The 25,711-nt window shown below is 65.8% G+C and carries 21 protein-coding genes and 1 tRNA gene; 11 read left to right on the top strand and 11 right to left on the bottom strand.

Translation table 11 applies throughout. The features are described from left to right. Together H6844_16290 and H6844_16285 are read right to left on the bottom strand one after the other, a co-directional pair. Positions 1–1,012, bottom strand: a 1,012-nt coding sequence (locus tag H6844_16290; protein MCB9930963.1) for a type I secretion system permease/ATPase, incomplete at its 3' end; no start/stop codon positions are given. A 99-nt stretch (positions 1,013–1,111) separates the two neighbouring features. Beyond that, on the bottom strand, positions 1,112–1,900 hold the full coding sequence (locus tag H6844_16285; GenBank protein MCB9930962.1) for a hypothetical protein: 789 nt from the start codon (positions 1,898–1,900) through the stop codon (positions 1,112–1,114). A 387-nt stretch (positions 1,901–2,287) separates the two neighbouring features. Here H6844_16285 and H6844_16280 point away from each other — a divergent pair, with 387 nt between their 5' ends. The 5 genes from H6844_16280 to H6844_16260 are packed head-to-tail and all read left to right on the top strand — an operon-like array spanning position 2,288 to position 8,304. Next, positions 2,288–3,607 (top strand): KamA family radical SAM protein, encoded by a 1,320-nt coding sequence (locus tag H6844_16280; GenBank protein MCB9930961.1) that lies wholly within the window; start codon positions 2,288–2,290, stop codon positions 3,605–3,607. 3 nt (positions 3,608–3,610) lie between these two features. Continuing rightward, positions 3,611–4,624, top strand: a complete 1,014-nt coding sequence (locus tag H6844_16275; GenBank protein MCB9930960.1) for a D-alanine--D-alanine ligase — start codon at positions 3,611–3,613, stop codon at positions 4,622–4,624. A gap of 1 nt (position 4,625) precedes the next feature. Further along, complete coding sequence (locus H6844_16270) at positions 4,626–5,606, top strand: D-alanine--D-alanine ligase (protein ID MCB9930959.1); 981 nt, start codon at positions 4,626–4,628, stop codon at positions 5,604–5,606. Between the two features lie 5 nt (positions 5,607–5,611). Further along, positions 5,612–7,885 carry a GNAT family N-acetyltransferase gene (locus H6844_16265; GenBank protein MCB9930958.1) on the top strand — a complete coding sequence of 758 codons (2,274 nt, stop codon included), beginning with the start codon at positions 5,612–5,614 and terminating at the stop codon, positions 7,883–7,885. Next, on the top strand, positions 7,882–8,304 hold the full coding sequence (locus H6844_16260) for an SET domain-containing protein-lysine N-methyltransferase (GenBank protein ID MCB9930957.1): 423 nt from the start codon (positions 7,882–7,884) through the stop codon (positions 8,302–8,304). Before H6844_16265 ends, H6844_16260 begins: the two co-directional genes overlap by 4 nt. Here H6844_16260 and H6844_16255 read toward each other — a convergent pair. The 4 genes from H6844_16255 to H6844_16240 form a co-directional block, all read right to left on the bottom strand. Then, positions 8,261–8,632 carry an XRE family transcriptional regulator gene (locus H6844_16255; GenBank protein ID MCB9930956.1) on the bottom strand — a complete coding sequence of 124 codons (372 nt, stop codon included), beginning with the start codon at positions 8,630–8,632 and terminating at the stop codon, positions 8,261–8,263. The genes H6844_16260 and H6844_16255 overlap by 44 nt on opposite strands. Continuing rightward, positions 8,629–8,979 (bottom strand): type II toxin-antitoxin system RelE/ParE family toxin, encoded by a 351-nt coding sequence (locus H6844_16250; protein MCB9930955.1) that lies wholly within the window; start codon positions 8,977–8,979, stop codon positions 8,629–8,631. Before H6844_16250 ends, H6844_16255 begins: the two co-directional genes overlap by 4 nt. A gap of 1,126 nt (positions 8,980–10,105) precedes the next feature. Next, positions 10,106–13,801 (bottom strand): vitamin B12-dependent ribonucleotide reductase, encoded by a 3,696-nt coding sequence (locus H6844_16245; GenBank protein ID MCB9930954.1) that lies wholly within the window; start codon positions 13,799–13,801, stop codon positions 10,106–10,108. Positions 13,802–14,463: 662 nt separating this feature from the next. After that, a tRNA-Pro gene (locus tag H6844_16240) sits at positions 14,464–14,563 on the bottom strand. A gap of 755 nt (positions 14,564–15,318) precedes the next feature. Here H6844_16240 and H6844_16235 point away from each other — a divergent pair. From H6844_16235 to H6844_16225, 3 genes are read left to right on the top strand one after another with little or no spacing between them, the layout of a single operon-like run. Then, on the top strand, positions 15,319–15,684 hold the full coding sequence (locus tag H6844_16235) for an NADH:ubiquinone oxidoreductase subunit NDUFA12 (GenBank protein ID MCB9930953.1): 366 nt from the start codon (positions 15,319–15,321) through the stop codon (positions 15,682–15,684). A gap of 12 nt (positions 15,685–15,696) precedes the next feature. Further along, the gene (gene mlaD / locus H6844_16230; GenBank protein MCB9930952.1) at positions 15,697–16,155 is read left to right on the top strand and encodes an outer membrane lipid asymmetry maintenance protein MlaD; all 459 of its coding nucleotides are present in this window, start codon (positions 15,697–15,699) and stop codon (positions 16,153–16,155) included. Then, positions 16,155–16,538 (top strand): DUF2155 domain-containing protein, encoded by a 384-nt coding sequence (locus H6844_16225; protein ID MCB9930951.1) that lies wholly within the window; start codon positions 16,155–16,157, stop codon positions 16,536–16,538. The genes mlaD and H6844_16225 overlap by 1 nt, the downstream gene beginning before the upstream one ends. A gap of 168 nt (positions 16,539–16,706) precedes the next feature. Here H6844_16225 and H6844_16220 read toward each other — a convergent pair whose 3' ends face one another. Together H6844_16220 and H6844_16215 are read right to left on the bottom strand one after the other, a co-directional pair. Continuing rightward, positions 16,707–17,630: a DMT family transporter gene (locus H6844_16220; GenBank protein ID MCB9930950.1), complete on the bottom strand. Its 924-nt coding sequence runs from the start codon at positions 17,628–17,630 to the stop codon at positions 16,707–16,709. Between the two features lie 17 nt (positions 17,631–17,647). Beyond that, complete coding sequence (locus tag H6844_16215) at positions 17,648–18,595, bottom strand: 2-dehydropantoate 2-reductase (protein ID MCB9930949.1); 948 nt, start codon at positions 18,593–18,595, stop codon at positions 17,648–17,650. A 298-nt stretch (positions 18,596–18,893) separates the two neighbouring features. Here H6844_16215 and H6844_16210 point away from each other — a divergent pair, with 298 nt between their 5' ends. Then, a complete protein-coding gene (locus H6844_16210; protein MCB9930948.1) occupies positions 18,894–19,946 on the top strand; it encodes a phosphotransferase in 1,053 nt (350 codons plus the stop codon). 190 nt (positions 19,947–20,136) lie between these two features. Here H6844_16210 and H6844_16205 read toward each other — a convergent pair whose 3' ends face one another. Together H6844_16205 and H6844_16200 are read right to left on the bottom strand one after the other, a co-directional pair. Further along, the gene (locus H6844_16205; protein MCB9930947.1) at positions 20,137–20,643 is read right to left on the bottom strand and encodes a GFA family protein; all 507 of its coding nucleotides are present in this window, start codon (positions 20,641–20,643) and stop codon (positions 20,137–20,139) included. Then, positions 20,636–21,508, bottom strand: a complete 873-nt coding sequence (locus H6844_16200; GenBank protein ID MCB9930946.1) for a MaoC family dehydratase N-terminal domain-containing protein — start codon at positions 21,506–21,508, stop codon at positions 20,636–20,638. Before H6844_16200 ends, H6844_16205 begins: the two co-directional genes overlap by 8 nt. An 89-nt stretch (positions 21,509–21,597) precedes the next feature. On the opposite strand from H6844_16200, the gene H6844_16195 reads away from it, so the two are divergent. Both H6844_16195 and H6844_16190 read left to right on the top strand, forming a co-directional pair. Beyond that, complete coding sequence (locus H6844_16195) at positions 21,598–22,650, top strand: TIGR03617 family F420-dependent LLM class oxidoreductase (GenBank protein MCB9930945.1); 1,053 nt, start codon at positions 21,598–21,600, stop codon at positions 22,648–22,650. A 157-nt stretch (positions 22,651–22,807) separates the two neighbouring features. Continuing rightward, positions 22,808–25,030 carry a cation-translocating P-type ATPase gene (locus H6844_16190; protein ID MCB9930944.1) on the top strand — a complete coding sequence of 741 codons (2,223 nt, stop codon included), beginning with the start codon at positions 22,808–22,810 and terminating at the stop codon, positions 25,028–25,030. Positions 25,031–25,129: 99 nt separating this feature from the next. Here the strand turns inward: H6844_16190 and H6844_16185 are convergent, their stop codons facing one another. Further along, on the bottom strand, positions 25,130–25,675 hold the full coding sequence (locus H6844_16185; protein ID MCB9930943.1) for a peptidylprolyl isomerase: 546 nt from the start codon (positions 25,673–25,675) through the stop codon (positions 25,130–25,132). Between the last annotated feature and the right edge of the window lie 36 nt (positions 25,676–25,711).

The raw sequence follows: 25,711 nt of genomic DNA, 5'->3' as shown, positions 1-25,711 counted from the left end.
GCCGGGCCTGCCCCGGAAACGCGAAGCTCAGCTGTTCCACCGCAATTCGCCCGGTCGGGCGCGGCAGCGCGCGGTCCGAACGGCCCATGCCCTGGCGCGACAGGAAGCCTTGCAGCCTCTGCCAGGCCTGGCGGGCCTGCACGATGTTGCGCCAGGCGCCGAACACCTGCTCGATCGGGGCGAGCGCGCGGGCCATGACGATGGAGCCGGCAATGGCCGTTCCGGCGGAGAGGTGTTCCGTCAGGCTCAGATAGGCGCCGACGCCGAGAATGGCGATCTGAAACGCCAGCCGCAGGAACTTGGTGACGGAGACGAACAGCGCCGAGCGGTCCAAGGCGCGGCGCATGGTGCGCTCGCCCTGGCTCGAAACGGCCGACCAGATCCGCAGCATGTTCGGCGCCATGCCCATGCTGTCGATCAATTCCGCATGGCGCACGATGCCGGAGGCCCGGCGCTGGGCGAGCATGGCGGACTCGTTCGCGGCCCGAAACAGCGGCGACGTCGTGCGCTCGTTCACGATGGCCAGCGCCACCATGGTGGCGACGCCGATCAGGGCCACCAGCCCGATCAGCGGATGCAGGAACACGGTCAATAACAGATAGATCGGCACCCATGGCAGATCGAAGACCGCCAGCATGGTCGGGGATGCGAGAAAGCTTCGCACCAGGCCGAGATCGCGCAGGGCTTCGGCCTGGTAGGCGGCCCCGCGCAGGCTGTTTTCCAGGGCGCGTTCGAAACTGGGCCGCGAGGCGTGTTTTTCGATCCAGGCGCCGACGCGTTCCATGACGCGGGCGCGCACCGCCTCCAGCACGGCCAGAACGCCCAGGGCGACCGCGGCGATCAGGGTGAGGTAGACCAGGGTGTCGAGGCTGCGCCCGTTCATGACCCGGTCGAACACCTGCATCATATAGACCGAGGTCGTCAGCTGCAGGATGTTCGCAAATCCGCTGAACAGCATCACGGCCGCAATCTGCGGGCGGCAGGTTTTCAGGAGGGTGGAGGGCGTAGACACGAAAATCTCCTGACATGGGGCGCCGTCGAGGCGGCGTGACCCGACGGGTTCAGGAAGAAAAGGAAAGAGGGAGCGCAAGCGCTCCCTCTCTGCCGGTCATCAGCCGATGATGGTATCGGCCGGGGCCAGGTGGGCCTGGATCGCGGCGAAGTCGACATTGCCGCTCAGGTCGAGGAAGGCATCCGACTGCGTTTCGCCTTCGGCGATCTGGGTGTAGATGCCGTCGCCGTTGTCGTCGCGGAAGACCTCGAATTCGACCTCGTTCCAGTCGGTCGTGGTCTTCACGACGTGGGAGATGCCGAACACGTCGATTTCCTGATAGGATTCGTTGCTGCGGATCCAGTCGTTGCGGGCGCCGCGCCAGGTCAGTTCCAGGTCGGCGGTGATGTTGCCGTTCAGGTCGAAGATGAACTCGTGTTGCTCGGCGCCGCGGGCGCTGGTTGCCACCTCGATCTCGAAGTCCTGGGTGAAGAGGCCGTCGCCATCCAGGTCGGAATAGCTCTTCACCTCGACCTCGTTCCACTTGAACTCGGTCTCGGTGACGTTCACGACATTGCCGACGAGGTCCTGCTCGACCGTGAACTCGCTGCGGCGGATGCTCTGCCATTCGGCCCGGCCGCGCTCGATCTCGAACATCTGCGTGACGTCGAGATTGCCGTTGATGTCGGGGGCGAAGGTGAAGCTGTACAGGTCCTGATCGTCGTGCGAACCGTAACGGGAGCCATGATCATCGTGATCCGAGTGACGCGAGCCGTAACGGGAACCATGATCGTCGTGATCCGAGTGACGCGAGCCGTAGCGGGAGCCGTGATCGTCGTGATCCGAGTCGTGGCGCGAGTAACGCGAACCGTAATACCGATCTTCGTAACGTGATCCATGACGCGACATTGTTTTTTCTCCTCGGTTTGTGGAGATTTGCTCTCCGGACAAGACAAACCTAGGCGCCGCTGCCTGTCAGAATGCTGTCAATGGCAACAGTTTCGGCTCGGGACGTTCATCGGATTGGCCTGGCGCCATGGCCGGGCCTCGCGCTTCAATGCCTCGATCCGACGGCGGCGTCAGGCCCGACGGCCGGCCGGTGCGCAGCTTGAGCCGGCGACTGACCGTGGAGGTTGCCGACGCATGGCCTCGCCATTCTGTCGCACCTTGCCCGGAAAAAGCCACTTGCCGTGAGTGGCGCTGCGTATATTTGATTGAGTGGTTCCTGGTTTGCGACAGCATCGACGATTGGCGCGCGACGGCCACCAGGATCGAACGAAAACTCGCCCCAAAATGATGGATGTTTCGGCTCCGGAAGCGGAGCCTCCCGGACACGGCAACGCCGTGCCCCTCAACGCACGCGCAGACTCTGCCGTGTTCGCCCTCCGCCAACCCCCGCTGGCTTCGCGTCCTGCGAAGCCGAAACCACCCGGCCACTCCCCCCGCTTTCCGATCGGCGCCGCCACCGACGAATTTCGCCGGCGCTTCTTCCCCGATGCCACCAAGACCGACTGGAACGACTGGCGCTGGCAGTTGCGCGCGCGCATTCGCTCGGCCGAGCGGCTGGCGCAGATCTTCGCCCTCTCCGACGACGAGCGCGGCGCCGTCGCCCTGATGAAAGGCGCGCTGCCGGTCGGCATCACCCCCTATTATGCGAGCCTGATGGACCGGGAGAATCCGGCCGATCCGCTGCGCCGCACGCACATCCCGGTCGGCCAGGAATTGCACCGGATGCCGGGCGAGGCCGACGACCCGCTGGGCGAGGACCACGACGCCGCCGTTCCGGGCCTGGTGCATCGCTATCCGGACCGGGTGCTGTTCCTGACCACCGGCACATGCTCCACCTATTGCCGCTATTGCACCCGCTCGCGCATGGTGGGCGATGCCGGCGGCGAATATGCGTTCTCGCGCAGCCAGTGGGACAAGGCGCTCGCCTATATCGAGGCGCACTCGGAAATCCGCGACGTGCTGCTGTCGGGCGGCGACCCGCTCACCATTGCCGACGAGAAGCTGGACTATCTGCTGGGCCGGCTGCGGGCGATCCCTCATGTCGAGTTCGTGCGCATCGGCACCAAGGTGCCGACGGTACTGCCCATGCGCATCACCAAGGCGCTGACGCGGATGCTGCGCCAGCACCACCCGCTCTGGCTGTCGATCCACGCCACCCACCCGGCCGAACTGACGCCGGAGGTGACGGAAGCCTATGGCCGGCTGGCCGATGCCGGCATCCCGCTCGGCAGCCAGACCGTGCTTCTGGCCGGGATCAACGACGACGTGGAGACCATGCGCGGCCTGGTGCACGGCCTGCTGAAGCGGCGGGTGAAGCCCTATTATCTCTACCAGTGCGACCCGATCACCGGCTCGGCCCATTTCCGCACGCCGGTCTCCAAGGGCATTGCGATCATCGAGGGCCTGCGCGGCCACACCACCGGCTATGCCGTGCCGCACTATGTGATCGACGCACCCGGCGGCGGCGGCAAGATTCCGTTGCTGCCGGAATACGTGGTCGGCCGCGACGGCGACGACCTGCTGCTGCGCAATTTCGAGGGGGGCGTCTACCGCTATCCCGATCCGGGCGGCGACTACGGTGCCAACCGCACCCGCGGGGAGCGCTAGGCCATGCGCATCGGTCTCACCTACGACCTTCGCGACGACTATCACGGCCTGGGCCTGACGGAAGAGCAGTTGGCCGAGTTCGACTCGCCGGAGACGATTGCCGCCATTGCGGGTGCCCTGCAACGCCGCGGCCACGCGGTCACGCGCATCGGTCATATCCGGGCGCTGGCCGCGCGTCTGGTGGCGGGCGAGCGCTGGGATCTGGTGTTCAATATCTGCGAGGGGCTCTCCGGCCGCTCGCGCGAGGCGCAGGTGCCGGCGCTGCTGGAGGCGTTCGGCCAGCCCTACACCTTTGCCGACCCGCTCACCATGGCGGTGACGCTGGACAAGGCCGTCGCCAAACGCCTGGTGCGCGACGCCGGCCTGCCGACCGCGCCCTTTGCCGTGCTGGCGAGCGATGCGGACGACGCGGCCTGCCGGCTGGCCTTTCCCGCCTTCGTCAAGCCGCTGGCGGAAGGCACCGGCAAGGGCTGCGAGCGCGCCTCGAAGGTCCGCGATGCGGCCGCGCTCGCCACCGCCGCCCGCGACCTGCGCGCCCGTTTCGGCCAACCGGCGCTGGCGGAGGCATTTCTGCCGGGCCGCGAATTCACCGTCGGCATTCTTGGCAACGGCGCCGGGGCGCGGGTGATTGCCGTCATGGAAATCGCCCTGGCCGAAACGGCGGATGAGGCGATCTATTCGTTCGAATCCAAGGAACTGTGCGAGACCCGCGTGGTCTACACCCTGGCCGACGATGCGGAGGCCCGCGCCGCGGCGGAGACCGCGCTGGCGGCCTATGCGGTGCTCGGCTGCCGCGATGCTGCCCGGCTCGACCTGCGCAGCGACGCCCGCGGCGTGCCGCACTTCCTGGAGGCCAACCCGGTCGCCGGATTGCACCCGACCCATTCGGACCTGCCGATGCTGGCGACCAAGGCCGGCCTCGCCTATGACGCCCTGATCGACGGCATCGTTCACGCGGCCGCCCGTCGCCAGGGTCTGGGCCGGTTAGACCATCGCCTTGGCGCGGAGGCCGCCTGACATGCTGAACGGTCTGTTCATCCCCGTCGTCCACGGCGCCACCGAAGGCCGCCTGGACGAGGCCGACACGGTGGTGGCGGCAGAGGCCGTCGCCGCCGCATTGCAGCGCCTCGGCGCGGCAACGGAAATCGTGCACGTCGCCCCGAACCTGGTCGCGCTCGACTGGCTGGCATTGCGCCGCCCGGACGCCGTGTTCAACCTGGTCGAGGCCCTGGGCGGCGACGGCGGTCGTGCGGCCGATGCCATCGCCCGGATGCAAGCGCTCGGCTTCGCCCACACCGGCGCCGGCGGCGACGCCTACACCGCCAGCAGCGACAAGCTCGCGGCCAAGCTGGCCTTGCAACACGGCCGCCTGCCGACGCCGGTCTGGTCGTCGGACGGTGGCGGTTTCAGCCCCGCTGCCACGGTCATCGTCAAATCGGCGACCGAGCACGCCTCGCTCGGCCTGGATGCGGCCTCGGTCGTGCCGGCGGCGCTGGCCCCGGCCGAGATCGCCGCGCGCGAAGCGCGGTTCGGCGGGCATTTCTTCGCCGAAGCCTATATCGAAGGCCGCGAGTTCAATCTGTCCGTACTGGACGGCCAGGTCCTGCCGCCGGCGGAAATCCGGTTCCATGACTTCGCTCCCGCCCGCCCGCGCATCGTCGACTGGGCGGCCAAGTGGGAGACAACGAGCCACGCCTACGCCCACACCCCCCGCAGCTTCGCCTTCTGGGACCGGGACGCCGCGCTGTTGGCGCAGTTGAAGCGCCTTGCGCTGCAAACCTGCCGCCTGTTCGGCCTTGCTGCCTATGCCCGCGTCGACTTTCGCGTCGATGCCGAGGGCCGGCCCTGGATCCTGGAGGCCAACGCCAACCCCTGCCTGACGCCCGACGCCGGCTTTGCCGCCGCCGCGGCCGCCGCCGGCATTCCCTATGACGCCCTGATCGAGCGGATCGTCCGCGCCGCCCTGCCGCGCCCGGCGACCCTCGCCCTAGCGGCCTGACGCCCATGCTTCGCATCCGCAAGATCACCAACGCCCGCGCACCCGCCAACGCCAAGGCCGTGGCCGAGGTGCAGGCGTTGATCCACCAGTCCTTTCCCGACATGCCGGAAGGGGATATCGCCAAGCTGCCGACGCAGCTCGACAATCCGTTCCGCCAGCGTTTCGTGACCGAATTGCTGGTCGCGAGCGACGCCGCCGAGCACGTGAAGGGCGCGGCGGTGCTGATGCACGACCCGGACCTGCACTTCTCCTATCTCGACGTGGTGCTGGCCGGCGGCCGCGGCACCGGCACCGGCGGCGCTCTCTATGACCGGGTGCGGCTGGAGGCGCAGGAGCGCGGCAGCCGGGGCCTGTATTTCGAGTGCTTGCCGGACGATCCGGAGACCTCGCCCGACCCGGCGACCCGCCGCCAGAACGTGGCGCGCCTGCGCTTTTACGAGCGCTACGGCGCGCGCCCCATTGTCGGCACCGACTATCAACGGCCGTTGCAGCCCGGCGACACCGACATGCCGTTCCTGGTGTTCGACGGCCTCGGCCGGAACGACCTGCCCGCAGCCGCGCCATTGCGCGCCATCGTGCGCGCCGTGCTGGAGCGGAAATACGCCGATCTCTGTCCGCCGGACTATGTGGAGGCGGTCATCGGCTCGATCCGGGACGAGACGCTGGGGCTGCGCCCGGCCCGCTATGGCGGCAAGGCCAACGGGGCGGCGACCGCCGGCCCGCCGGTGCGCGTGCCCTATCCGCTGGTGGTCAACGACCGGCACGACATCCACCATGTCCGCGAACGCGGCTATGTGGAGGCGCCGATCCGCATTCCCGCCATTCGCGATGAGTTGCACAAGACCGGCCTGTTTCGGGAAACCCCGCCCCGCACCTTTCCCGAGCGCTGGATCCGCGCCGTCCACGACGGCGGCCTGGTTGCCTATGTCGAGCGCGCCTGCAAGGAGGCACCGGAGGGGAAGTCGCTCTACCCCTACATCTTTCCGATCCGCAACCCGGCCCGCAAGCCGAAGGAGCGCTCGGTGCTGGCCGGCTATTGGTGCATCGACACCTTCACGCCCTTGAACCGCAACGCCTGGCCGGCGGCCCGCCGCGCCGTCGACTGCACCCTGACCGCGGCGGATGCGGTGCTGACCGGCGCGCCCATGGCCTATGCCCTGGTGCGCCCGCCCGGCCATCATGCGGAGCGCCGCAGCTTCGGCGGCTTCTGCTATCTCTCCAATGCCGGCGTGGCCGCCAACTATCTGGCCCAGTACGGCCGCGTCGCCATGCTCGACATCGACTATCATCACGGCAACGGCCAGCAGGACATTTTCTACGAGCGCGCCGACGTGCTCACGGTCTCGATCCATGGCGATCCGAGCTTTGCCTATCCGTATTTCTCCGGCTTTCGCAACGAGACCGGGCGCAATGCCGGCGCCGGGTTCAACCTGAACCTGCCGCTGCCGGAAACCCTGACGCCCGACGCCTATCGCGAGGCGCTGGCGACGGCGTTGCGCCGCGTCGCGCGGCACGAACCGGCCTATCTGGTGCTCTGCCTGGGCTTCGACACCGGCCAGGGCGACCCGACCGGCACCTGGCCGAACCGCGCCGACGATTTCCGCAAGATCGGCGAGATGATCGGCGCTGCCGGCTATCCGACCCTGATCGTGCAGGAGGGCGGCTATCGGGTGCGCGCCCTCGGCTCCAACGCCCGGCATTTCTTTGCGGGCTTTGCCGCCAAGCACGGGCCCGCTTTTGGCGCCAGGCCGGTTGCACCGGCGGTTTCCGCCGGGCCGGGGCGCGCATCGCGGCGGGCCGAGGTCTGGCGCGAATCCGTGCGCGAGGCCGACGCCCAGCCGATCCGGGACCTGGTGGCCGCCACGGGCTTTTTCTCCGCCGATGAAATCGCCATTGCCGGCGAACTGGTGGAGGAGCGCGTGCAGAAGGGCCGCGTCAGCGGCTACGAGTTCGTGGTGCTGGAGCAGGCGGACCGCATTGCCGGCTATGCCTGCTTCGGTGAGATCCCCGGCGCGGAAGGCAGCTTCGACCTCTATTGGATCGCGGTGCGGCCGGAGGCGCAGGGCCAGGGCCTGGGCCAGCGCATTCTGAGCCGCGCGGAAGGGGCGATGCGGCGCATGGGCTGCCGCCTGGTCTATGCCGATACCTCGGGGCGGCCCGACTATGCGCCGACCCGCGGCTTCTACGTGCGCGCCGGCTACCGGGAGGCCGCGCGCCTCGCCGACTTCTATCGGCCCGGCGACGACAAGGTCATTTTCGCAAAGGCGCTGGCGCCATGACACCCGCCTTCACCATCGTTTCGGCGGAGGCGGCCGCCCGGACGCCCAGCCCGGCGCGGGCGACGGTCCGGGCGATTGCCGGCAAGGGGCGTGGCATCGTCGCCGCGGGCCCGATTGCGGCCGGCGACCTGATCCTGACCGACCCGACCGTCGAGCTTTCCGCCGCCGACTGCCGCGCCCTGGGGCCGACGCCGATCGAGGACTATCACTTCGCCCACCCGGAAGACGCGGAACTCGGCCTGCTGGTGTTGGGGCTTGCGAGCCTGGCCAACCATGCCGATGCCCCGAACGCCGCCACCGAATACTGCCGCGCCGACGGCCTTGGCTGGCTGGTGATGCTGCGGGCGCTGCGCGCCATCGCCGCCGGCGAGGAAATCACCCGCCGCTATGCCTGCGAGCCCTGGTTCCCGGTGACGTAGACCCCGCCGGCGCTGGCCCGGCCATGGGCGCGGAGACGCGGAGGGTGACCCGGGCCTCCGGCGCCAGGGCCTGGAGCATGCAGATCAACCGGTCGAGGGTGAAGCGGGCGAGGCGGGCATTGCGCACGCGGGAGAAGTCCGCGGCGGCAAAGCCGGTGGCGGCCGCGGCCTCGCGCACGGTGAGGGTGCGGGCGTCGAGGGCCTGGAGGATGGAGGCGGCGAGGATCGCCTTCGCCTGGCGCAGGTCCGGGTCCGGCAGGCCCAGGTCGCGGAAGATGTTGCCGCTGCCGCGGTCGAGTTCGAGGGCTTCGTGGGTCTCGGCGGTCATGGGGCCAACTCCCATCGCAGGCGCCTGATCCGGTCGCGGATCAGGTCGATCTCGTGTCTGGGCGTTTTGATGCCGGTCCTGGACTTCTTCTGAAAGGCGTGCACGACCCACAAACTCCCGGCGATTTCGGTCACATAGACGGCGCGGTAGGCGTCGCCGCGATAGGGCAGGGCGATCTCCATGACGCCGGCGCCCAAGCCTTGCATGGGTTTGGCGATGTCTGCCTTGCCACCTTCCGCTGCGATGGTGAGCGCGTCGGCCATCTCATCCTGCACGTCTGCCGGGAACGCCAAAAACGCCTTCCGGGCCGCCCGGACCCAGCCGATGGGTCTGGTGTCACGGACCATGAGGCAATGTAGTCATATTTGACAAATTTATCAAGGTCGACTCCCTTTGCCGAACGAGTTCGGGAGCGGTGAATAAATCGAGTAGGGTAACGCAAGGATAGCCGATGAGCATAACGTAAACTGGTTGTTGGCGATGGGCGGAACCGAGGATAGCAAAATGACTGGCGTTTTTGCCTTCAGACAGCCTAGAAGCCATCATATTCCCTCAAATTCACCCAGTCGCAAAATGTTAGAGAGTATTCTAAAGATAATATTCGAGGATTATATTGTTGCATTGTATAAATTAAAATAAATTTAATTTTCTTCCAACATGAATAATTCTATCTAATTGGGCGCTCCTCGCTGAGCCAAATTTCTTTGCGCCGTAATCTTTCTTTCTCTTTATCCATTCCAAAGATCACAGAGTGCTTCATTATAATTGTTTCGAAAATCGTTTTTTATCTTTCTCTGAAGGTAATGAGGTCCAATACGTTCTTTTTTTATTTATATATTCTAATAGTTCTATATTTGGCGCTAAAGAGGTAATTTTTAGTATCCATCCGCTGTTCCGTTAAATTATTATGCAATTTCATTTTCTGAGTTGAATCCATCTATATCCTTAATCGGGATCCAAAAAGAAATTTTCTCTCTATTTTTATTTATCTTCTCATTGATAATTTTATTCGAATATTAAATGACTAATGTCAATGGCGTGAAAATAGTGGAGACCGTGCATAACGTCATCTATTTCTTTGTCACTGGCACCCAAATTTCGCAACGACCTATCCAAATTTTCTGAGGCATCAAACAACATCTGTCGGTTTCTTATAGAAATAAAACGCCCAGTAGAACCCATTAATTCGATAATCTGTTTGTCTCCATTTCTAGTTTATGAGACCCATTGTTACTTTATTTTCTCCTTATCGCCCTATTAGGAGGATCTTTGGGTATTTGATTCCCTGTTCCGCCGTTTTGGGCGCTAGTGTTGCTGTCTCCTCGCGGGCCATTATTCGGAGGCTTAAAGCTTTCAGTATAATGGCCCGTCGGTTTTGAACGCTGTTCGTTAGCCTGCGAGTCAGGTGGTCTCTGACGATTTGGGGCAGTCATATTCGATCCTTCTTAACTCTGATTATTTCGGTGCCATCCCTCAACTACACCCGGTCGTGCTTCCGCAGGTGTCGCATTTCAGGCAGGTGCCGTTCCTCACCAGGGTGAAGTTGCCGCATTCGGGGCAGTTGTCGCCTTCGTAGCCTTTCATGCGGGCCTCCTGGACGCGGGCGGCGCGCTCGGAGCCGGGGCCGCTGGAATAGCTCACCGCCGCGTAGGTGGCGGCGCCGCTGGCGCTGGCGCTGGCCGCGACGGCCATGCCGGTGGTGGCCTCCATCGCTTGCGCCGCGACGCTCACCATTTCCGCGCCGGCACGGGCCTTGGGCGCGCTCAGCACATAGAGGTTGTCGCGCAGATAGCCGGCGCTGGCCAGCCGCCGGGCGGTCTCCAGGTCGCCCTCGCGGCGGTGCTTCCACTCGTCGATGGCGCTCTCGGCCTCGCCCTCGCCGATGCTGTCGTGGCGGATGTCCTCCGGCTCCACATGGGCCAAGTCGGCGCGGCCCAGATAGCTGACCGCCAGCTCGCGGAACACGTAGTCGACGACGCTGGTCGCCATCTTGATGGCGTCATTGCCCTCGACCATGCCGGACGGCTCGAAGCGGGTGAAGGTGAAGGCCTCGACGAACTCCTCCAGCGGCACGCCGTATTGCAGGCCGATGGAAACGGCGATGGCGAAATTGTTCATCATCGCCCGGAAGGCCGCGCCTTCCTTGTGCATGTCGATGAAGATCTCGCCCAGCTTGCCGTCCTGGTATTCGCCGGTGCGCAGATAGACCTTGTGACCGCCGACCACGGCCTTCTGCGTGTAGCCCTTGCGCCGGTCGGGGAGTTTCTCGCGCATGACGATGGCCTTCTCGACGATGCGCTCAACCACACGCTCCGTCGCAGCAGCAGACGGCAGCGGGGCCTCCCCAGGGGCATCCTCGAAAGGGACGTCGTCCAGCAGCGACGCGCTGAGCGGCTGCGAGAGCTTGGAGCCGTCGCGATAGAGCGCGTTCGCCTTCAGCCCGCGCTTCCACGAGCGCATATAGGCGCTCTCGCAGTCGGCGACGCTGGCGCCGTTCGGCATGTTGATGGTCTTGGAGATCGCACCCGAGATGAAGGGCTGCGCCGCCGCCATCATGTCGATATGCGCCTCGGCCGACAGGAAGCGCGTGCCCTCGCGGCCGCAGGGGGTGGCGCAGTCGAACACCGGCAGGTGCTCGTCCTTCAGGTCCGGCGCGCCTTCCACCGTCATGGCGCCGCAGACATGGATGTTGGCCTGGCGGATTTCCGCCGCCGTGAAGCCAAGGGCGGCCAGCATGTCGAAGGCATAGTCGCCCAGCTGCGCGTCGGTGAAGCCCAGCACGTCGCGGCAGAAATCGTCGCCGAGGGTGAAGCGGTTGAACACGAACTTGATGTCGAAGGCGCTGGCGAGCGAGCCCTCGATGGACTCCAGCGCTTCCGGCGAGAAGCCCCGCGCGCTCAGCGTGTCGTGGTTGATCGCCGGCGCGCCGCGCAGCGTGCCGTGGCCGGTGGCGTAGGTGGTGATGGCGTCGATCTGGTCGCGGGTATAGCCGAGCGCCTTCAGCGCCTCGGGCACCATGCGGTTGATGATCTTGAAATAGCCGCCGCCGGCGAGCTTCTTGAACTTCACCAGCGCGAAGTCGGGCTCGATGCCGGTGGTGTCGCAGTCCATCACCAGGCCGATCGTGCCGGTGGGCGCGATCACGGTCGCCTGGGCGTTGCGATACCCGTGCTGCTCGCCCAGTTCGAGCGCCTTGTCCCAGGCCTCCGCGGCGCGTTCGGCCAGGCCTTCGAACGGCACGCGGGCCGCGTCGAGGGCGACGGGCAGGACGCTCAGCGCCTTATAGCCGCCGGCTTCGCCATGGGCGGCCTGGCGGTGGTTGCGGATGACGCGCAGCATGGACTCGCGGTTCTCGGCCCAGCGCGGGAAGGGGCCGAGGCCGGCGGCCATCTCGGCGCTGGTGGCATAGGCGATGCCGGTCATGAGCGCGGTCAGGCCGGCCGCGGCGCCGCGGCCCTCGTCGCTGTCATAGGCGAGGCCGGAGGCCATGAGCAGGCCGCCCAGATTGGCATAGCCGAGGCCGAGTGTGCGGAAGTCGTACGAGCGCTGGGCGATCTCGCGGCTGGGGAACTGGGCCATCAGCACGCTGATTTCCAGCACCACGGTCCACAGGCGCACCGCGTGGCTGTAGGCTTCCAGGTCGAACGTGCCGGCGCTGTAAAATGCGCCGGAGGCCAGATTCAGCGAGGCGAGATTGCAGGCCGTGTCGTCCAGGAACATGTATTCCGAGCACGGATTGCTGGCGTTGATCCGCCCGGAGGCCGGGCAGGTGTGCCACTCGTTGATGGTGCTGTCGAACTGCACGCCCGGGTCGGCGCTGGCCCAGGCGGCGTAGCTGATCTGGTCCATCAGGTCGCGCGCGCGGATGGTCCGGGCGACCTTGCCGTCGGTGCGGCGGGTCAGGTTCCAGTCGGCGTCGCGGCCCACCGCCTCCAGGAAATCGTTGGTCAGGCGCACCGAGTTGTTGGAATTCTGGCCGGCGACGGTCAGATAGGCTTCCGAATCCCAGTCGGTGTTGTAGGTGGCGAACGCCATGTCGGTGAAGCCCTGGCGCGCGAGCTGGATCGTGCGCTGGACATAGTTCTCGCTGATCTCGGCCCGGCGGGCGTCGCGGATGGCCTCGGCCAGCGCCTTGTTGCGCTTCGGGTCGAAGCGGTCGGCGTCGTCGCCTTCAATGACTTCGGCCTTGCCGTGGCAGGCTTGCATGACCGCCTTCAGATGGCGCTCGGCGATCTTGGAGCCGGCGACGAGGGCCAGCACCTTCTGCTCTTCGACCACCTTCCAGTTGACGAAGGCTTCGATGTCCGGGTGGTCGACGTCGAGGCAGACCATTTTGGCGGCGCGGCGCGTGGTGCCGCCCGACTTGATCGAGCCGGCGGCGCGGTCGCCCACGCGCAGGAAGGACATCAGGCCGGAGGACTGGCCGCCGCCGGACAGCGGCTCGCCCTCGCCGCGCAGGTTGGAGAAGTTGGTGCCGGTGCCGCTGCCGTATTTGAACAGCCGCGCCTCGCGCACCCACAGGTCCATGATGCCGCCCTCGTTCACCAGATCGTCGGCGACGGACTGGATGAAGCAGGCGTGCGGCTGCGGCCGCTCATACGACGAATCGGAGCGCTTGAGTTCGCCGGTGGTCGGGTCGACGTAGAAATGCCCCTGGCTCGGCCCGTCGATGCCATAGGCCCAGTGCAGACCGGTGTTGAACCATTGCGGGCTGTTCGGCGCGGCCATCTGCATGGCCAGCATGTAGCAGTGCTCATCGAAGAAGGCGCGGGCGTCCTCCTCCGAATCGAAATAGCCGCCCTTCCAGCCCCAATAGGTCCAGGCGCCGGCCAGCCGGTCGAACACCTGACGCGAATCGCTCTCGCCGCCCAGGCGCTCGTCCTCCGGCAGGGCGTCGAGGGCGGCGCCGTCGGGCACGCGGCGGCGGATGAAGGCGGGAACGCCGTCTTCCTCGACGCATTTCAGCTTTTTCGGCACGCCGGCCTTGCGGAAATACTTCTGGGCGATGATGTCGACCGCCACCTGGCTCCAATGCGCGGGCACGCGGATGTCGGCCGCCTTGAACACCACCGAGCCGTCGGGATTGACGATCTCGCTGGTGGCATTGCGGAACTCGATCCGGTCGTAGGGCGACTGGCCGGCACGGGTGAAGCGGCGCTCGATACGCATGGGTGGCAACTCCTCAAAGACCTCTGCTCCTAGGCATCATCGCTTCCAACCAAGTGACTACATTTAGTAGGGAGGGCTGTGGCGGGCGCGATATATGGAACCCTCACAACCCATCATCTACCAGACAATGAATTTTTCAAATCTGGTCGGGAGCGAATGCCCGATCTTGGTATTCCAAGCCGTCGAAACGACAGAGGACAAGCGGGTTACAGGCACATTTCCACAGCAAAGATTCAGTGCTTTCCCACAGGCTGTTAAGTGCGGGGGAAACTGGCTTTGAGGCGCTCAGGTCCAGGCAGGTTCGCGAATCGCATGCGGGGAAAATTATGGGATAAATTGGGATAATTTTGACGTCTCACGGTGCCATGGCAATCTCGTCCAACTCACATGCCTCAGTGGGGCCGTAGCTCAGGGGATGCGCTCTTGGAGAATATGATTATTCCGGAGTGTCCCTGTCATTGGAGATATGGCTGAGCGCCTGATCGAGCTTTCAGTGAGTGGTTGGGTGCGTTATGGGATAAAAACTCATATGTTACAATGAGATATGTTTGGGTGGCTCAAGCTTATTCCCAAGGTTTTCAATAACCTCTCCATGAGAAAGCCGACAACGATGAAGACATCTCAAAGGCTCTTCATTTAGCAGCTTCTTGCGACTAGCGTGCTGGTGGGGATGGCGGGGTTCGAACCCGCACGGGCATCAGCTTGACCGGCCTGCCCGGTGGCACCCAAGGCCACTGTGTCTACCTGTTCCACCACATCCCCGTTCCAGGCGGGGCGAGACAGCGAAAGCTTGTCTCGCCTCCGTTTGTTAGGCATTGGCCTTTGCGATCGGTCCTAAGCCCAACGAGTTTGAATTAAGGCGGCGGCATGGGAAGCACCTCTCAGTATTACGGGGTCGAACAATCAGTGGCAAACATTGCCAGCTGATGGTGTCACGTATTTCCGTAGACACTGCTACAGAATTCCGTGTAAAAATAACATAATATTCAGATTTTATCATTTTGGAATAAAATTGTCACATGCGGGCGATGGCTTAGATTTCAAATCAATAATTACGAGTATTGTAATGGGGCTATATTCTGCTGCGATGAGTAGTCTTCGTAGCGTAGTTTGACCCGCATTAGATACTCCCGGAGATTGTGGGTAGCGCTGCATATTGTGGTTCAAATGGTCTGAAGCACTGCGTTCCCCTATATTTTGTGGGTGTTTGATCCTGTGTAACGACATACGGTATGCTGTCAAACCGCGGCTCCATATGCAATGGAGAAATTGCCGTTACGCACATGGGAATTGGGTTGCATGCCTCACAGGCTGATAACCTGTAGATTACATGTGCGGATTCATGAAATCCCGCGCTTCTCCGGCGAGCCGATTCGGGGGATAACTGCGGAACGAATCGGGATAACGCTGGGCTCCCGTGCCGCGGCGGCCGACACACAGGGTTGCTGGACGCACTCCCGACGGCAGCCTATATATAGTGGCCTCGAAACCCGGCAGCTGTTGGCGGTGACACGCATATGACCACGATCGGCACCAAGCTCTATACCTGGCGTTACGGCGACCTGGTCGGAGAGGATCAGTTCGGCAACAAATATTATACGGAGAAGTCGCCGCGCGATCCGTCCCGGCCGAAGCGCTGGGTGGTGTATCCGGACAAGGCGCCGGTGGAAGCCTCCGCAGTGCCGCCGGAATGGCATGGCTGGCTGCACTTCTACAGCGACACCCCGCCCAAGGCCGAGGACCGGCGCTGGGAGTGGCAGAAGCCGCACCATCCGAACCGGACCGGGACGGCGGAAGCCTATCGGCCGCCGGGCCATGACCTGCGCGGCGGCCAGCGCTCGCACGCTACGGGCGATTACGAAGCCTGGACGCCGGGCGACTAGACGGGTGGACCGATGATTAGCCGCAACTGGGTGGAAAGCATTGTCGGGGCCGCCGTGCTGGTGGTGGCCGTGTGGTTCCTGGCCTACAGCTATCGCGCCGGGGCCGGGAAGAATGTCGGCGATGGCTATGCGGTGGTGGCCAAGTTCACCAACGCCGCCGGCATCGACAGCGGCGCCGATGTGCGCATCAGCGGTATTCCCGTTGGCAAGGTTGCCAGCCTCGCACTGGACCCGGGCACGTATCTGGCCGAAGTGCGGCTGCTGATCGATCCCGCCACGAAAATCCCCACCGACAGCTCGATCGCGGTCAAGAGCGAGAGCCTGTTGGGCGGGCGCTATCTGTCGATCGAGCCCGGCGCGGACGAAAAAATGCTGCCGGCCGGCGGCGAGATCAAATTCACCCAGCCGGCGGTCAGCCTGGAAGATCTGATCGGCAAGCTGATCTTCACCAACAACCAAGAAAAGAAGTGATGCCGAACGCAATTCGCGGCGTGCGGCTGGCGACGTTGGCGGCCCTTTGGGTCGCGCTCTCCGGCGCGACCTTCCTGGACCGGGACGTGGCGGTGTTGCAGGCGCTGGACAAGATCACCGCCCAGGTCAGCGAAATGACCGTGAAAGTGGGCGAGACCGCGCAATTCGGCCGGCTGTTGATCAAGGTCGATGCCTGCCGGGTGCGCCCGCCGGAAGAGCCGCCGGAGGCCGCGGTGTTTCTGGAGATCACCGACCTGGGACGCCGGGACACCGGCGCGAGCCAGGCTTTCCGCGGCTGGATGTTCGCCTCGTCGCCGTCGCTCTCGGCCATGGACCACCCGGTCTATGACATCTGGCTCGCCGGGTGCGAGAAGGCGGGCTAGCGTCCGTCACAGTATTTCCCGGCCGTACCGGAGGTGCGAGCCGGGATCGGTTGGCCAGAGCGAACACCGCCCTCGCCCGTGTTCGCACGATGACACCGGCCCCGGATGGCGGCTCCGCCCCCTCCGGGGAACAGAGGCGGCTCCGCCATCACCAGGGTACACCACCGCTTACCGGCGCCGGGCCAAGTGCCGCTCGTGGCGGATGGTATAGAACGATGTCGCGATGATCAGGGCCGAGCCGGCGATGGTCGACCAGCTCGGCACTTCCAGGAACACCACCAGGCCGATCAGCGCCGCGAACACCATGCGGGCATAGTCCATGGGCGCGACGGCCGTGGGCTCGCCGGCGCGGTAGCCGGCGATGTTGGCGAACTGGCCGGCCACCGACAGCAGGCCGATGCCCAGCATCATCAGCCATTGCTGCCAGGTCGGCCAGACCCAGTACCAGACGCCGAGCGGCAGCATGACCGCGCCCACCAGGATCGCCTGATAGCTGAGAATGGTGACCGAGCGGTCGAACTGGGAGAGGTGGCGGATGATGATCATCACCATGGCGGCACCCGCGGCACCGGCCAGCGCATAGGCCGAAAAGAGGTCGATGCCATGTGCGCCCGGCTGCACGATGATCAGCACGCCGCCGAAACCGACCAGGGTCGCGGCCCAGCGGTGCAGGCCGGCAATCTCCTTCAGGAAGATCAGGGCGAAGACGGGCACGAACAGGCTCTTGGCGAAGCTGAGGGCGGTGGCGTCGGCCAGCGGCATGTGCTGGATCGCCAGGAAGCCGCCAACCATGGCCATGAGCGCGAAGACGACGCGGGCGAATTGCAGCTTCAGCGAGCGGGTGCGCAGCGCGTCCGGGAAATTGCGGGCCAGCACCGGCAGCACTGTCAGCGTCATGGTCGCCTGGCGGATCAGCAGAATCTGGAAGACGGTAATCTCGCCGCTCATCTCCTTCACGAAGCCCGACGACGCGGTGAAGATCATGCCGGCGGTCATCACATAGATGGCGCCGCGCACATTGCTCGGCAGCGCCTGTAGCGGCGCCATCAGTCGCGCCCAGAGGCCCTGGATCGAAGCGAGGAGGCGGCGCATCGGCGGCGCCCCCCGCCTTAACCGGTCGGCGAGCCTTCCGGGCGGCCGTCAATATAGGGCTTCAGCATGGCATAGAGGGTGAAGGTCGTGGGCGTCGGCACGCCCTTCTCGCGGCCCAGTTCGACCACCTTGCCGGAAAGCCAGGGCAGTTCCAGCCGCTTGCCCCGCAACAGGTCCATGGCCATGGAGGAAATCCAGCCGTCGGCAAAGCCGTCCTCGCGCGCCAGCAACTCGTCGACCAGGCCGTCGGCCAGGTTGACGCCGCAGGCCTGGCCGACGGCGACGACCTCCTCGAACAGCGAGCGATAGACGCGGCGCATGTCCGGATCGGTGAGGGCGACTTTCGTGCGCTGGCGCGTGACCGCGGTGATGGCCGCGCCGCTCGACAGGAAGCAGAACTTCCACCACATGTCATACTGGATGTCGTCGGACAGCCGGCCGTCCAGGTCGGAAGCGTCGCAAATGGCCTGCAGGCGCAGGGCGCGCGGCGAGCGGGAGCCATCCAGTTCGCCGAACAGGAACATCTGGAATTCCGCCATCTGCCGGACCAGCCCCGGCTCGGCAATGGCGGCGCTGACGGCCGCGACGCCGCCCATGACATGGCCTTCGCCCAGGATCGGCGCGAGCCGCTCGGCGGCGTCGATGCCGTTCTGGAGCGGGATGACGCCGGTGTCCGGGCCGATCAGCGGCTTGATGAATTCGCCGGTGGCCTCCACGTCCCAGAGCTTGGGCGTGAACAGCACATAATCGACCGGGCCGAGGCCGGCCGGATCGTCGGTGGCCTTGGCCGGGTTCAGGTGGAAGTTGCCGAGTGTGCCCTCGACGCGGAGACCGTGCGCCTGAATCGCCCTCAGATGGTCGCCACGGGCGATGAAGGTGACGTCGTGGCCGGCGCGCGCAAGCGCGGAACCGAAGGGCGCACCGACGCCGCCGGCGCCGACTATGACAATACGGGGGGAGGACATGGGGGAGCGGGCTCCGGAGGATAAGGGCTTTCGGCCAGTGTAGCCCGCCGGTGCCGCCGCGCCTAGCCGACCAAGGGAGGGGCCTGCGCCAGCGCCCTCATTGCCGTCATTGCGAGCCCGCATGAGCGGGCGCGGCAATCCAGGGGATGCTTACCCGGGTCGGCGAGCTTTGCTGGATTGCTTCGTTGCCCTGCGGGCGCCCCGCAATGACGGGGTGTGGGCATGGAATGGGCTTGTCTGGGGTTCGGTTATGCCATAGCCATCGGAGTCCAATGCCAGCGACCGATTAGGGAATGCCATGTCCGAAGGCACCGCCACCATCGAAGCCCGCGATGCCCTGAAAATCGACGAGGGCCGGCTTGCCGAGTATTTGCGGGGGGTTGTGCCCGCCGCGGCCGGGCCGATGCAGTGCCGGCTGTTCAGCCACGGCCAGTCGAACCCGACCTATTTCGTCTCGTTCGACGACGCGGCCTATGTCGTCCGCAAGCAGCCGCCGGGCGAATTGCTGCCGTCGGCGCACGCGGTGGACCGGGAATACCGGGTGCAGAAGGCGCTGCACGCCCAGGGCTTCCCCGTGGCCGAGCAATTCCATTACTGCGAGGACCGCTCGGTCGTCGGCACGCCCTTCTATGTGATGGAGAAGATGGACGGGCGCGTGTTCACCGACTCGAGCCTGCCCGGTTGCGCGCCGGAGGAGCGGCGGGCGATGTATCTGAACATGACCGAGACACTGGCGAAGCTGCACTCCTACGACCCGGAGGCCATCGGCCTCGGCGATTTCGGCCGGCCCGGCAGCTATTACGAGCGCCAGTTCCGGCGCTGGTCGCGGAACTTCCTGGAGACCAAGACCCAGGACATCCCGGAAATGGACCGGCTGATCGAATGGCTGCCGCAGCACATGCCGGCGGGCGACGAAAGCCGCATCGCCCATGGCGATTACCGGGTCGGCAATCTGATGTTCCACCCGACCGAGCCGCGGGTGATCGCCGTGTTCGACTGGGAAATCTCGACGCTGGGCCACCCGCTGAGCGATCTGGCCTATCTGTGCGTCCTCTTTTTCTGCCGTTCGGACGAGTTTTTCGGCATTCGCGACAAGGACCGGGAGGTGCTGGGGATTCCGGCGTTCGAGGAAGTGATCGAGCACTACCGCGTCGCGGCCGGCCGGCCGGACACGGTGACGGACGCGCACATGGTCCATGCCATGTTCCGCTTCGCCGCGATCCTGGACGGGGTCCGTGCTCGGGGGCTCGCCGGCAACGCAGCCAGCGACGACGCGGAGGAGGTCGGCCGCCAGGGCCTGGCGCTCGCCCGCCGCGCCTGGGAAGTGGTAGAGCGCCGCAACGCAGGCTGAGCGGCAGGCGCACATTCGGCTCGGCCCGGCTCATTCGGCATCGCCCCATCATCCCTGTCCTCGCGGAAGCGGGGACCCACGCCTGAAAGCCAAAGACAGAGTCCGTGTCCTGTGAGAAGCTCTCAGGCATGGGCTCCCGCTTGCGCGGGAGATGGGGCAGGAGAGGGGTTCAACCAGGACCGAATGCGATTTAGCCGGTCGCCTTGCGCGCCGCCTTGAAGCGCTGGAGGGTTTCGGCCGGCCAGACCTCGCGCGGGTTGTAATAGTCCGGGAAGGACCGGGCACCCGCGGGCAGGGTCAGCCAGGGTTGTTTCGAGGCGGTGAAGATGTGGAAGTCCGGCGGCAGCCGGTCCGGCTCGTCGAGCGTGCCGACGCGGACGAAGGCGATGGTTGGGCCGGCTCCCGCATAATGGCTCCAGAGCGCCACCTTGCAGGTCGGGCAGCGGTGCACGCGCTGGCCCTTGCCGCTGGCCGACGGGGTCAGGACGTCCTCGGTCTCGCCCGCGAGCACTTCCAGCCGGTCGCGCTCGATCATGGCGTTGATGGCGAGTGCGCTGCCGGTCTCGCGCTGGCACCAGCGGCAATGGCAACCGTGGACGACCAGCGGCCGCGCGGTCAGGCGGAAGCGCACGGCGCCGCAGGTGCAGCCGCCCTCGGCGGAGAAGGCGGCGGTGTTGGTGGGGGCGGCTTCAGGCAAACGACACCTGCACCTGCATGGCGACGGTGCCCTCCGGCGTCAGGCTCCAGCACTCGCAGCCGTCCGCGGTGGGGCGGCCGACCAGCGTGATGGGCGTGTTGGCGAACAGCGGTGCGCGGGCGCGCATGCGGTAGGTCTTGATGGTCTGCGTCGGGTGGCAGTCGCGCACGAAGTTGATCAGCAGCGTCGACGACAGCGGCCCGTGCACCACCAGCGCCGGATAGCCCTCCACATCCTTGGCCCAGGGGGCGTCGTAGTGGATGCGGTGGGTGTTGAAGGTGAGGGCGGAGAAGCGGAACAGCATCGCCTCGTCGCAGGTGTGCTCGCGGCGCCAGACGGTGCCGGCGGGCGGGGTCTCGCGTTTGGGCGTGGCGGATTGGCTGCCCTCGGCCACGGCCTCGCGGAAGGCGGTGCCGCGCTCCTCCTCGATGGCGAGCCCGTTTGGGCCGTAAATGCGGCTGATGACGGTGGCGAAGACCAGCGTGCCGGTGGAGCCGGCCTTCATCTGGATGTCGGTGAGTTCGGTCTCGCGCCGGCAGACATCGCCCACATGCAGCGGCTGGTGGAAGGTCCAGGTGGTGCCGGCGAACATGCGCCGCGGCAGCGGCATGGCCGGGATCACGCCGGAGGAGGTGGGCGCGCCGTCCGGCCCCAGCTCGCCGGGGCGGGTGGTCGGCAGGAACCAGAACTGGTGCCAGCCCTGCGGGATGGGCGTGCCGATCTCCGGCGCTACCTCGTTGCGGTCGAGCGTGGCGGTCATCGCCGCCATCGGCCAGGCGGTGATGGTGTCGTGATCCTCGACCGTGTTGCCGATATGGCGGCGCAACTCGTCGATGGCGATGGCGGGGGCGGTGCTGTCAGGCATCTTGGCGTTCTCCTCGGTTCGCTGCATGCTAGGGCGAAGCGGCCTCGCACGGAAGGCCCGAAAACCGAATGTCTCAGAAGGAATGCCCTATGCGCGTGTTCGCCCAACTGCCGGTCGACGACTGGACCCGGACCGCAGAAATCGCCCGAAAGGCGGAAGCCATCGGCTATGACGGCGTGTCGTCCTCGGAACTGGCGCACGATCCGTTTCTGCCGCTGGCCGTCGCTGCCAGCGTGACCGAGCGCGTGGCGCTGAACACCTCGATCGCGGTGGCGTTCCCGCGCTCGCCCATGGTGGTCGCGAATATGGGTCACGACCTGCACGCGAACTCCAACGGCCGGTTCGAACTGGGGCTGGGCACGCAGGTGAAGGGGCACAACGAGCGCCGCTTTTCCGTGCCCTGGCGCGACCCGGTCGGACGGATGCGGGAATACATGCAGTCGCTGCGTGCGATCTGGAATGTCTGGGACCACGGCGAAAAACTGGACTTCCAGGGCGAGCATTACAACTTCACCCTGATGACGCCGGAATTCTCGCCGAAGCCGAACCATCACCACCCGATCCCGGTGAGCGTCGCCGCGGTCGGGCCGGACATGTTGCGGATGGCGGGACGGGTGGCCGACGGCGCCCGGCTGCACGGCTTCTGCACCCGCAAATACATCGAGGATGTCTGCATGGCCCGGATCAATGCCGGTCTGGAGGCGTCCGGGCGCGAGCGGGGCCATCTGGAGATTTCGGGCGGCGGCTTCGTCGCCACCGGCAAGGACGAGGCGGCGGTGGCCGAGCGGTTCGAATGGGTGCGCTACCGCGTCGGCTTCTATGGCTCGACCCGCACCTATCTGCCGGTGTTCGCCACCCACGGGCTGGAGGATCTGGGCTTGAAGCTGCACCGACTTTCGGTCGAGGGCAAATGGAACGAACTGGCGGCACAGGTGCCGGACGACGTGGTGTCCCTGTTCGCCGCGGTCGGGACCTATGATGAACTGCCCAAGGCGATCGAAGAGCGCTTTGGCGGTGTCGTCGACGTGATGCGGTTCGACATGCCGGAAGACCTGGACCCGGACCGGCACGCCGATCTGGTCGCGCGGGTGAAGGCCATTCCCTCCCATTTCGGGGGCTTCCATTCCCGCGCGAGCCGCTGATCGGGGAAGGACACGCACGTAAGCTGTAGCAGGGTGCATATATTATGATGTAAAATGGGTTTTCTGCGATGCCTCATCGTTTCCGGTGTTGCGGTACATGGGTGTGGATTCTGTGTATGCTGGCCAAACATAGGGGTTCATCGTGGTATCGATCGGGATGAATGATCGCGGACCCAAGGCATCCGTCGGCAATGGCAGGCAGGCCGAGCAGCGCTCTTGCGTCTTACGCTTGCGGGGCCGCCATGGCGTCGATCTCGGCTTGCGAGCCAAGGCGGTGCTGGCCGAGATCCCGGGCGTCAGCCGCGTGCTGCTGGACAAGGCGGGCAGCGTGCTGGTCGTACAAAGCTCCGTACCGTCCGGAACCCTGCGCCGAGCCCTCGATACGGCGCAGCTTCCGGCTGCGGTGGTGCGACGGTCCGTCGGACGGCGCAATCTGGCGGTCATCGACCAGGCTGCGCTCGCGCTGCTGGTGCTGGTCGCGCAGATCGTGTTTGCCCGCTATGGCTTTGGCCTGGCCTGGCCGATCCCCTTGATGGCCCAGGCGGCGGCCACCGTGTTCGTCCTGCTGATCCCGGGGGCCTCGGTGTTGCGCGAAGCCGCGGCCGGGCTGCGCCGCTTGCGCTTCAGCGTGGAAATGACCCTGGTGATCGGCGCCGGCGCGGCCTGGACCGCCGGGCTGTTGTCGTCTTTGCATTTGCGGGACGCGGGCCAGCCGTATTTTCTGCTGGGAACCCTGATCGTGTTCTGTGGCCTGCTGGCCCAGGCGGCGAACCGGGCCAGCCAGGCCATATCGAGCGAAAAGGTCCGGAACCTGCTGCATCTCATGCCTGACGACGCGACGGTGGAGGGCCGCAACGGCCTGCAACGGGTCCGCACGGCGACGCTGCAACGCGGGCGGGTGGTCGTGGTCGGGCAAGGGATGCGCTTTCCCGCCGACGGCACCATTGTCGAGGGGGCCGGGCCGGTGGACGAAAGCACCATCACCGGCGCCGACGCGCCCCAACCCTATGGCCCCGGCGACGCGGTGCTGGCCGGCACCGTGAATCTGGGTGCGCCTCTGCGCGTCAAGGTGACCGCGCGGCCGCGGAATGCCGTTGTCGGCCTGCTGGCGCGTCTGGCGGCGGCGGAGGACTCGCCGCGTCAGGCCGTGGTGCATGGCTGGTTGGATCGCCGGCTGAAATGGGCGTATTTCGGCGCCCTGGTGCTGGCCATGATCGTGGTCGCGGTCGGGATCATGGCCGGACCAGACTGGTGGGGTGTTCCGCTGGAGCAGGGCATGCTGGTCGCCGCGGCCGCCACGCCCGCGAGCCTGATGCTGATCGGCCCCACGGCCTATAGCGTTGCGGCATTGGTCTTGCGCCGGTGGGGCATATGGGTGCGCGATCCGGCCGCGATCGATCGCGTCGGCCAGGTGACGCTGCTTGTCGCCCGGATGTCGGGCGTGGTGACCGAGGGCCGCCGCCGGGTGCTCAAAGCCACGGCGGCGGGAGGCGGCGACGAACGGCGCATTCTGGGGCTGGCCGCAGCGGCGGTGGAGGGCAGCGCGTTTCGCTGGGCCGGTGCGGTCGCTCGGGCGGCCATCCGCAGCGGTGTGGCCGAGACAGGTCTGGAAACGCGGCAGGTTCAGCAAGCGGATGGCGTCGTTGCCGACGTGCAACAGAGCGGGCGCAGCCATCGCGTCGCGACGGGCACGGCGGCGTTCCTGGCCGCTCAGGGCGTCCGGATCCATCCGAATTTCCTGCATGGCGATCTGCCGGGCGAGTTGGCGGCGGAGCCGATGTATGTCGTCGTCGACGGTCGTGCGGCCGGAGTCATCTGGCTGACCGAACCGATCCGCCTGACGGCACGCCGGGCCTTGCTGGATTTGCGCGCCAACGGGGTCGAAACCTGCCTGATGAGCGACCGCGATGTGCACGAACTCGAACAGATCGCCGCGACGGTGGCCAGCGACAGCTATGTGATCGCGGAAACCGACGAGCAGCAGGTTGCGGAGATCGCGGCGATGCGCGAAAGCGGCCATGTCGTTGCCATGACCGGGCATCCGGTGCGCGATGGCGCCGCATTGGCGGCCGCGGACGTCAGCATCGGTTTCGGAATACTGGACAGCCCCGCAGCGGCGCGGACCGGCTTTCTGGTACGCGACGAGAGCCCGCTGCTGCTCTCCGCCTGTTTCGCCGCGGCGCGGGTCACCAAAAGGCGGCTGTGGCAGTCGGCGGTCCTGGCGACCGTGCCGATGCTGGCGGCGGTGGTGCTGGCGGTGATGGGGCGGCTGGATGTCTGGATCGCGCTGATCCTGCTGGGCGTCGGCGTCGGCCTGGTGATGCTGAATGGCCTGCGCATGCTGTACTGGCGCCCGCGCTTTTCCGACGGCATGGGCTGAGGCCGTTTTCGCCGGCAGGGGCGACCGACGGCGCCACCAGGGCGGTGGTTCGCGTTCGGGCCGATCATCGGTCGCGTCGGCCCGAAGACGGAGATACGGTCAGCGGGCGTCGTCTTCCATATACATCCGCACGATGCGATCCGGGTTTTGCACCAAGCCGTTCAGGGCCGGCTCGCCCTTCTTGATGCGGTCGACCTTGTCCATGCCGTCCGTCACCTCGCCCCAGACGGTGTATTGGCCGTTCAGGGAGGGACCGGCCTCGAACATGATGAAGAACTGGCTGTCGGCGCTGTTGGGGTTCTGCGCCCGGGCCATGCCGACCGTGCCGCGCACAAACGGCGTCGGCGTGAATTCGGCCGGCAGGTTCTTGCCGGAACCGCCGGTGCCATCGCCCTTCGGGTCTCCGGTCTGGGCCATGAACCCTTCTAGCACCCGATGGAATGTGAGGCCGTCATAGAAATGCTTGCGCACCAGTTCCTTGATGCGGGCGACATGCTTCGGCGCCAGGTCGGGGCGCATCTCGATCGTGACCTTGCCGGTTCGCAATTCCATGATCAGCGTGTTGGCGTCGGCAAGGGCGCTGTTGCTGCCGGCGAGCAGGGCGACGGCCAGGGTGGCGGCGGCGAGAAGGGTTCGCATGGGCATTGATCCGTTGATCCGGGTAACGGAGGGCGACCCTAG

The sequence above is a fragment of the Alphaproteobacteria bacterium genome (genome assembly GCA_020638555.1).
Taxonomy (GTDB): Bacteria; Pseudomonadota; Alphaproteobacteria; order Bin95; family Bin95; genus JACKII01.
The sequence above is the reverse complement of the archived record's forward strand: the minus strand, read 5'-3'. Positions and strand labels throughout refer to the sequence as shown.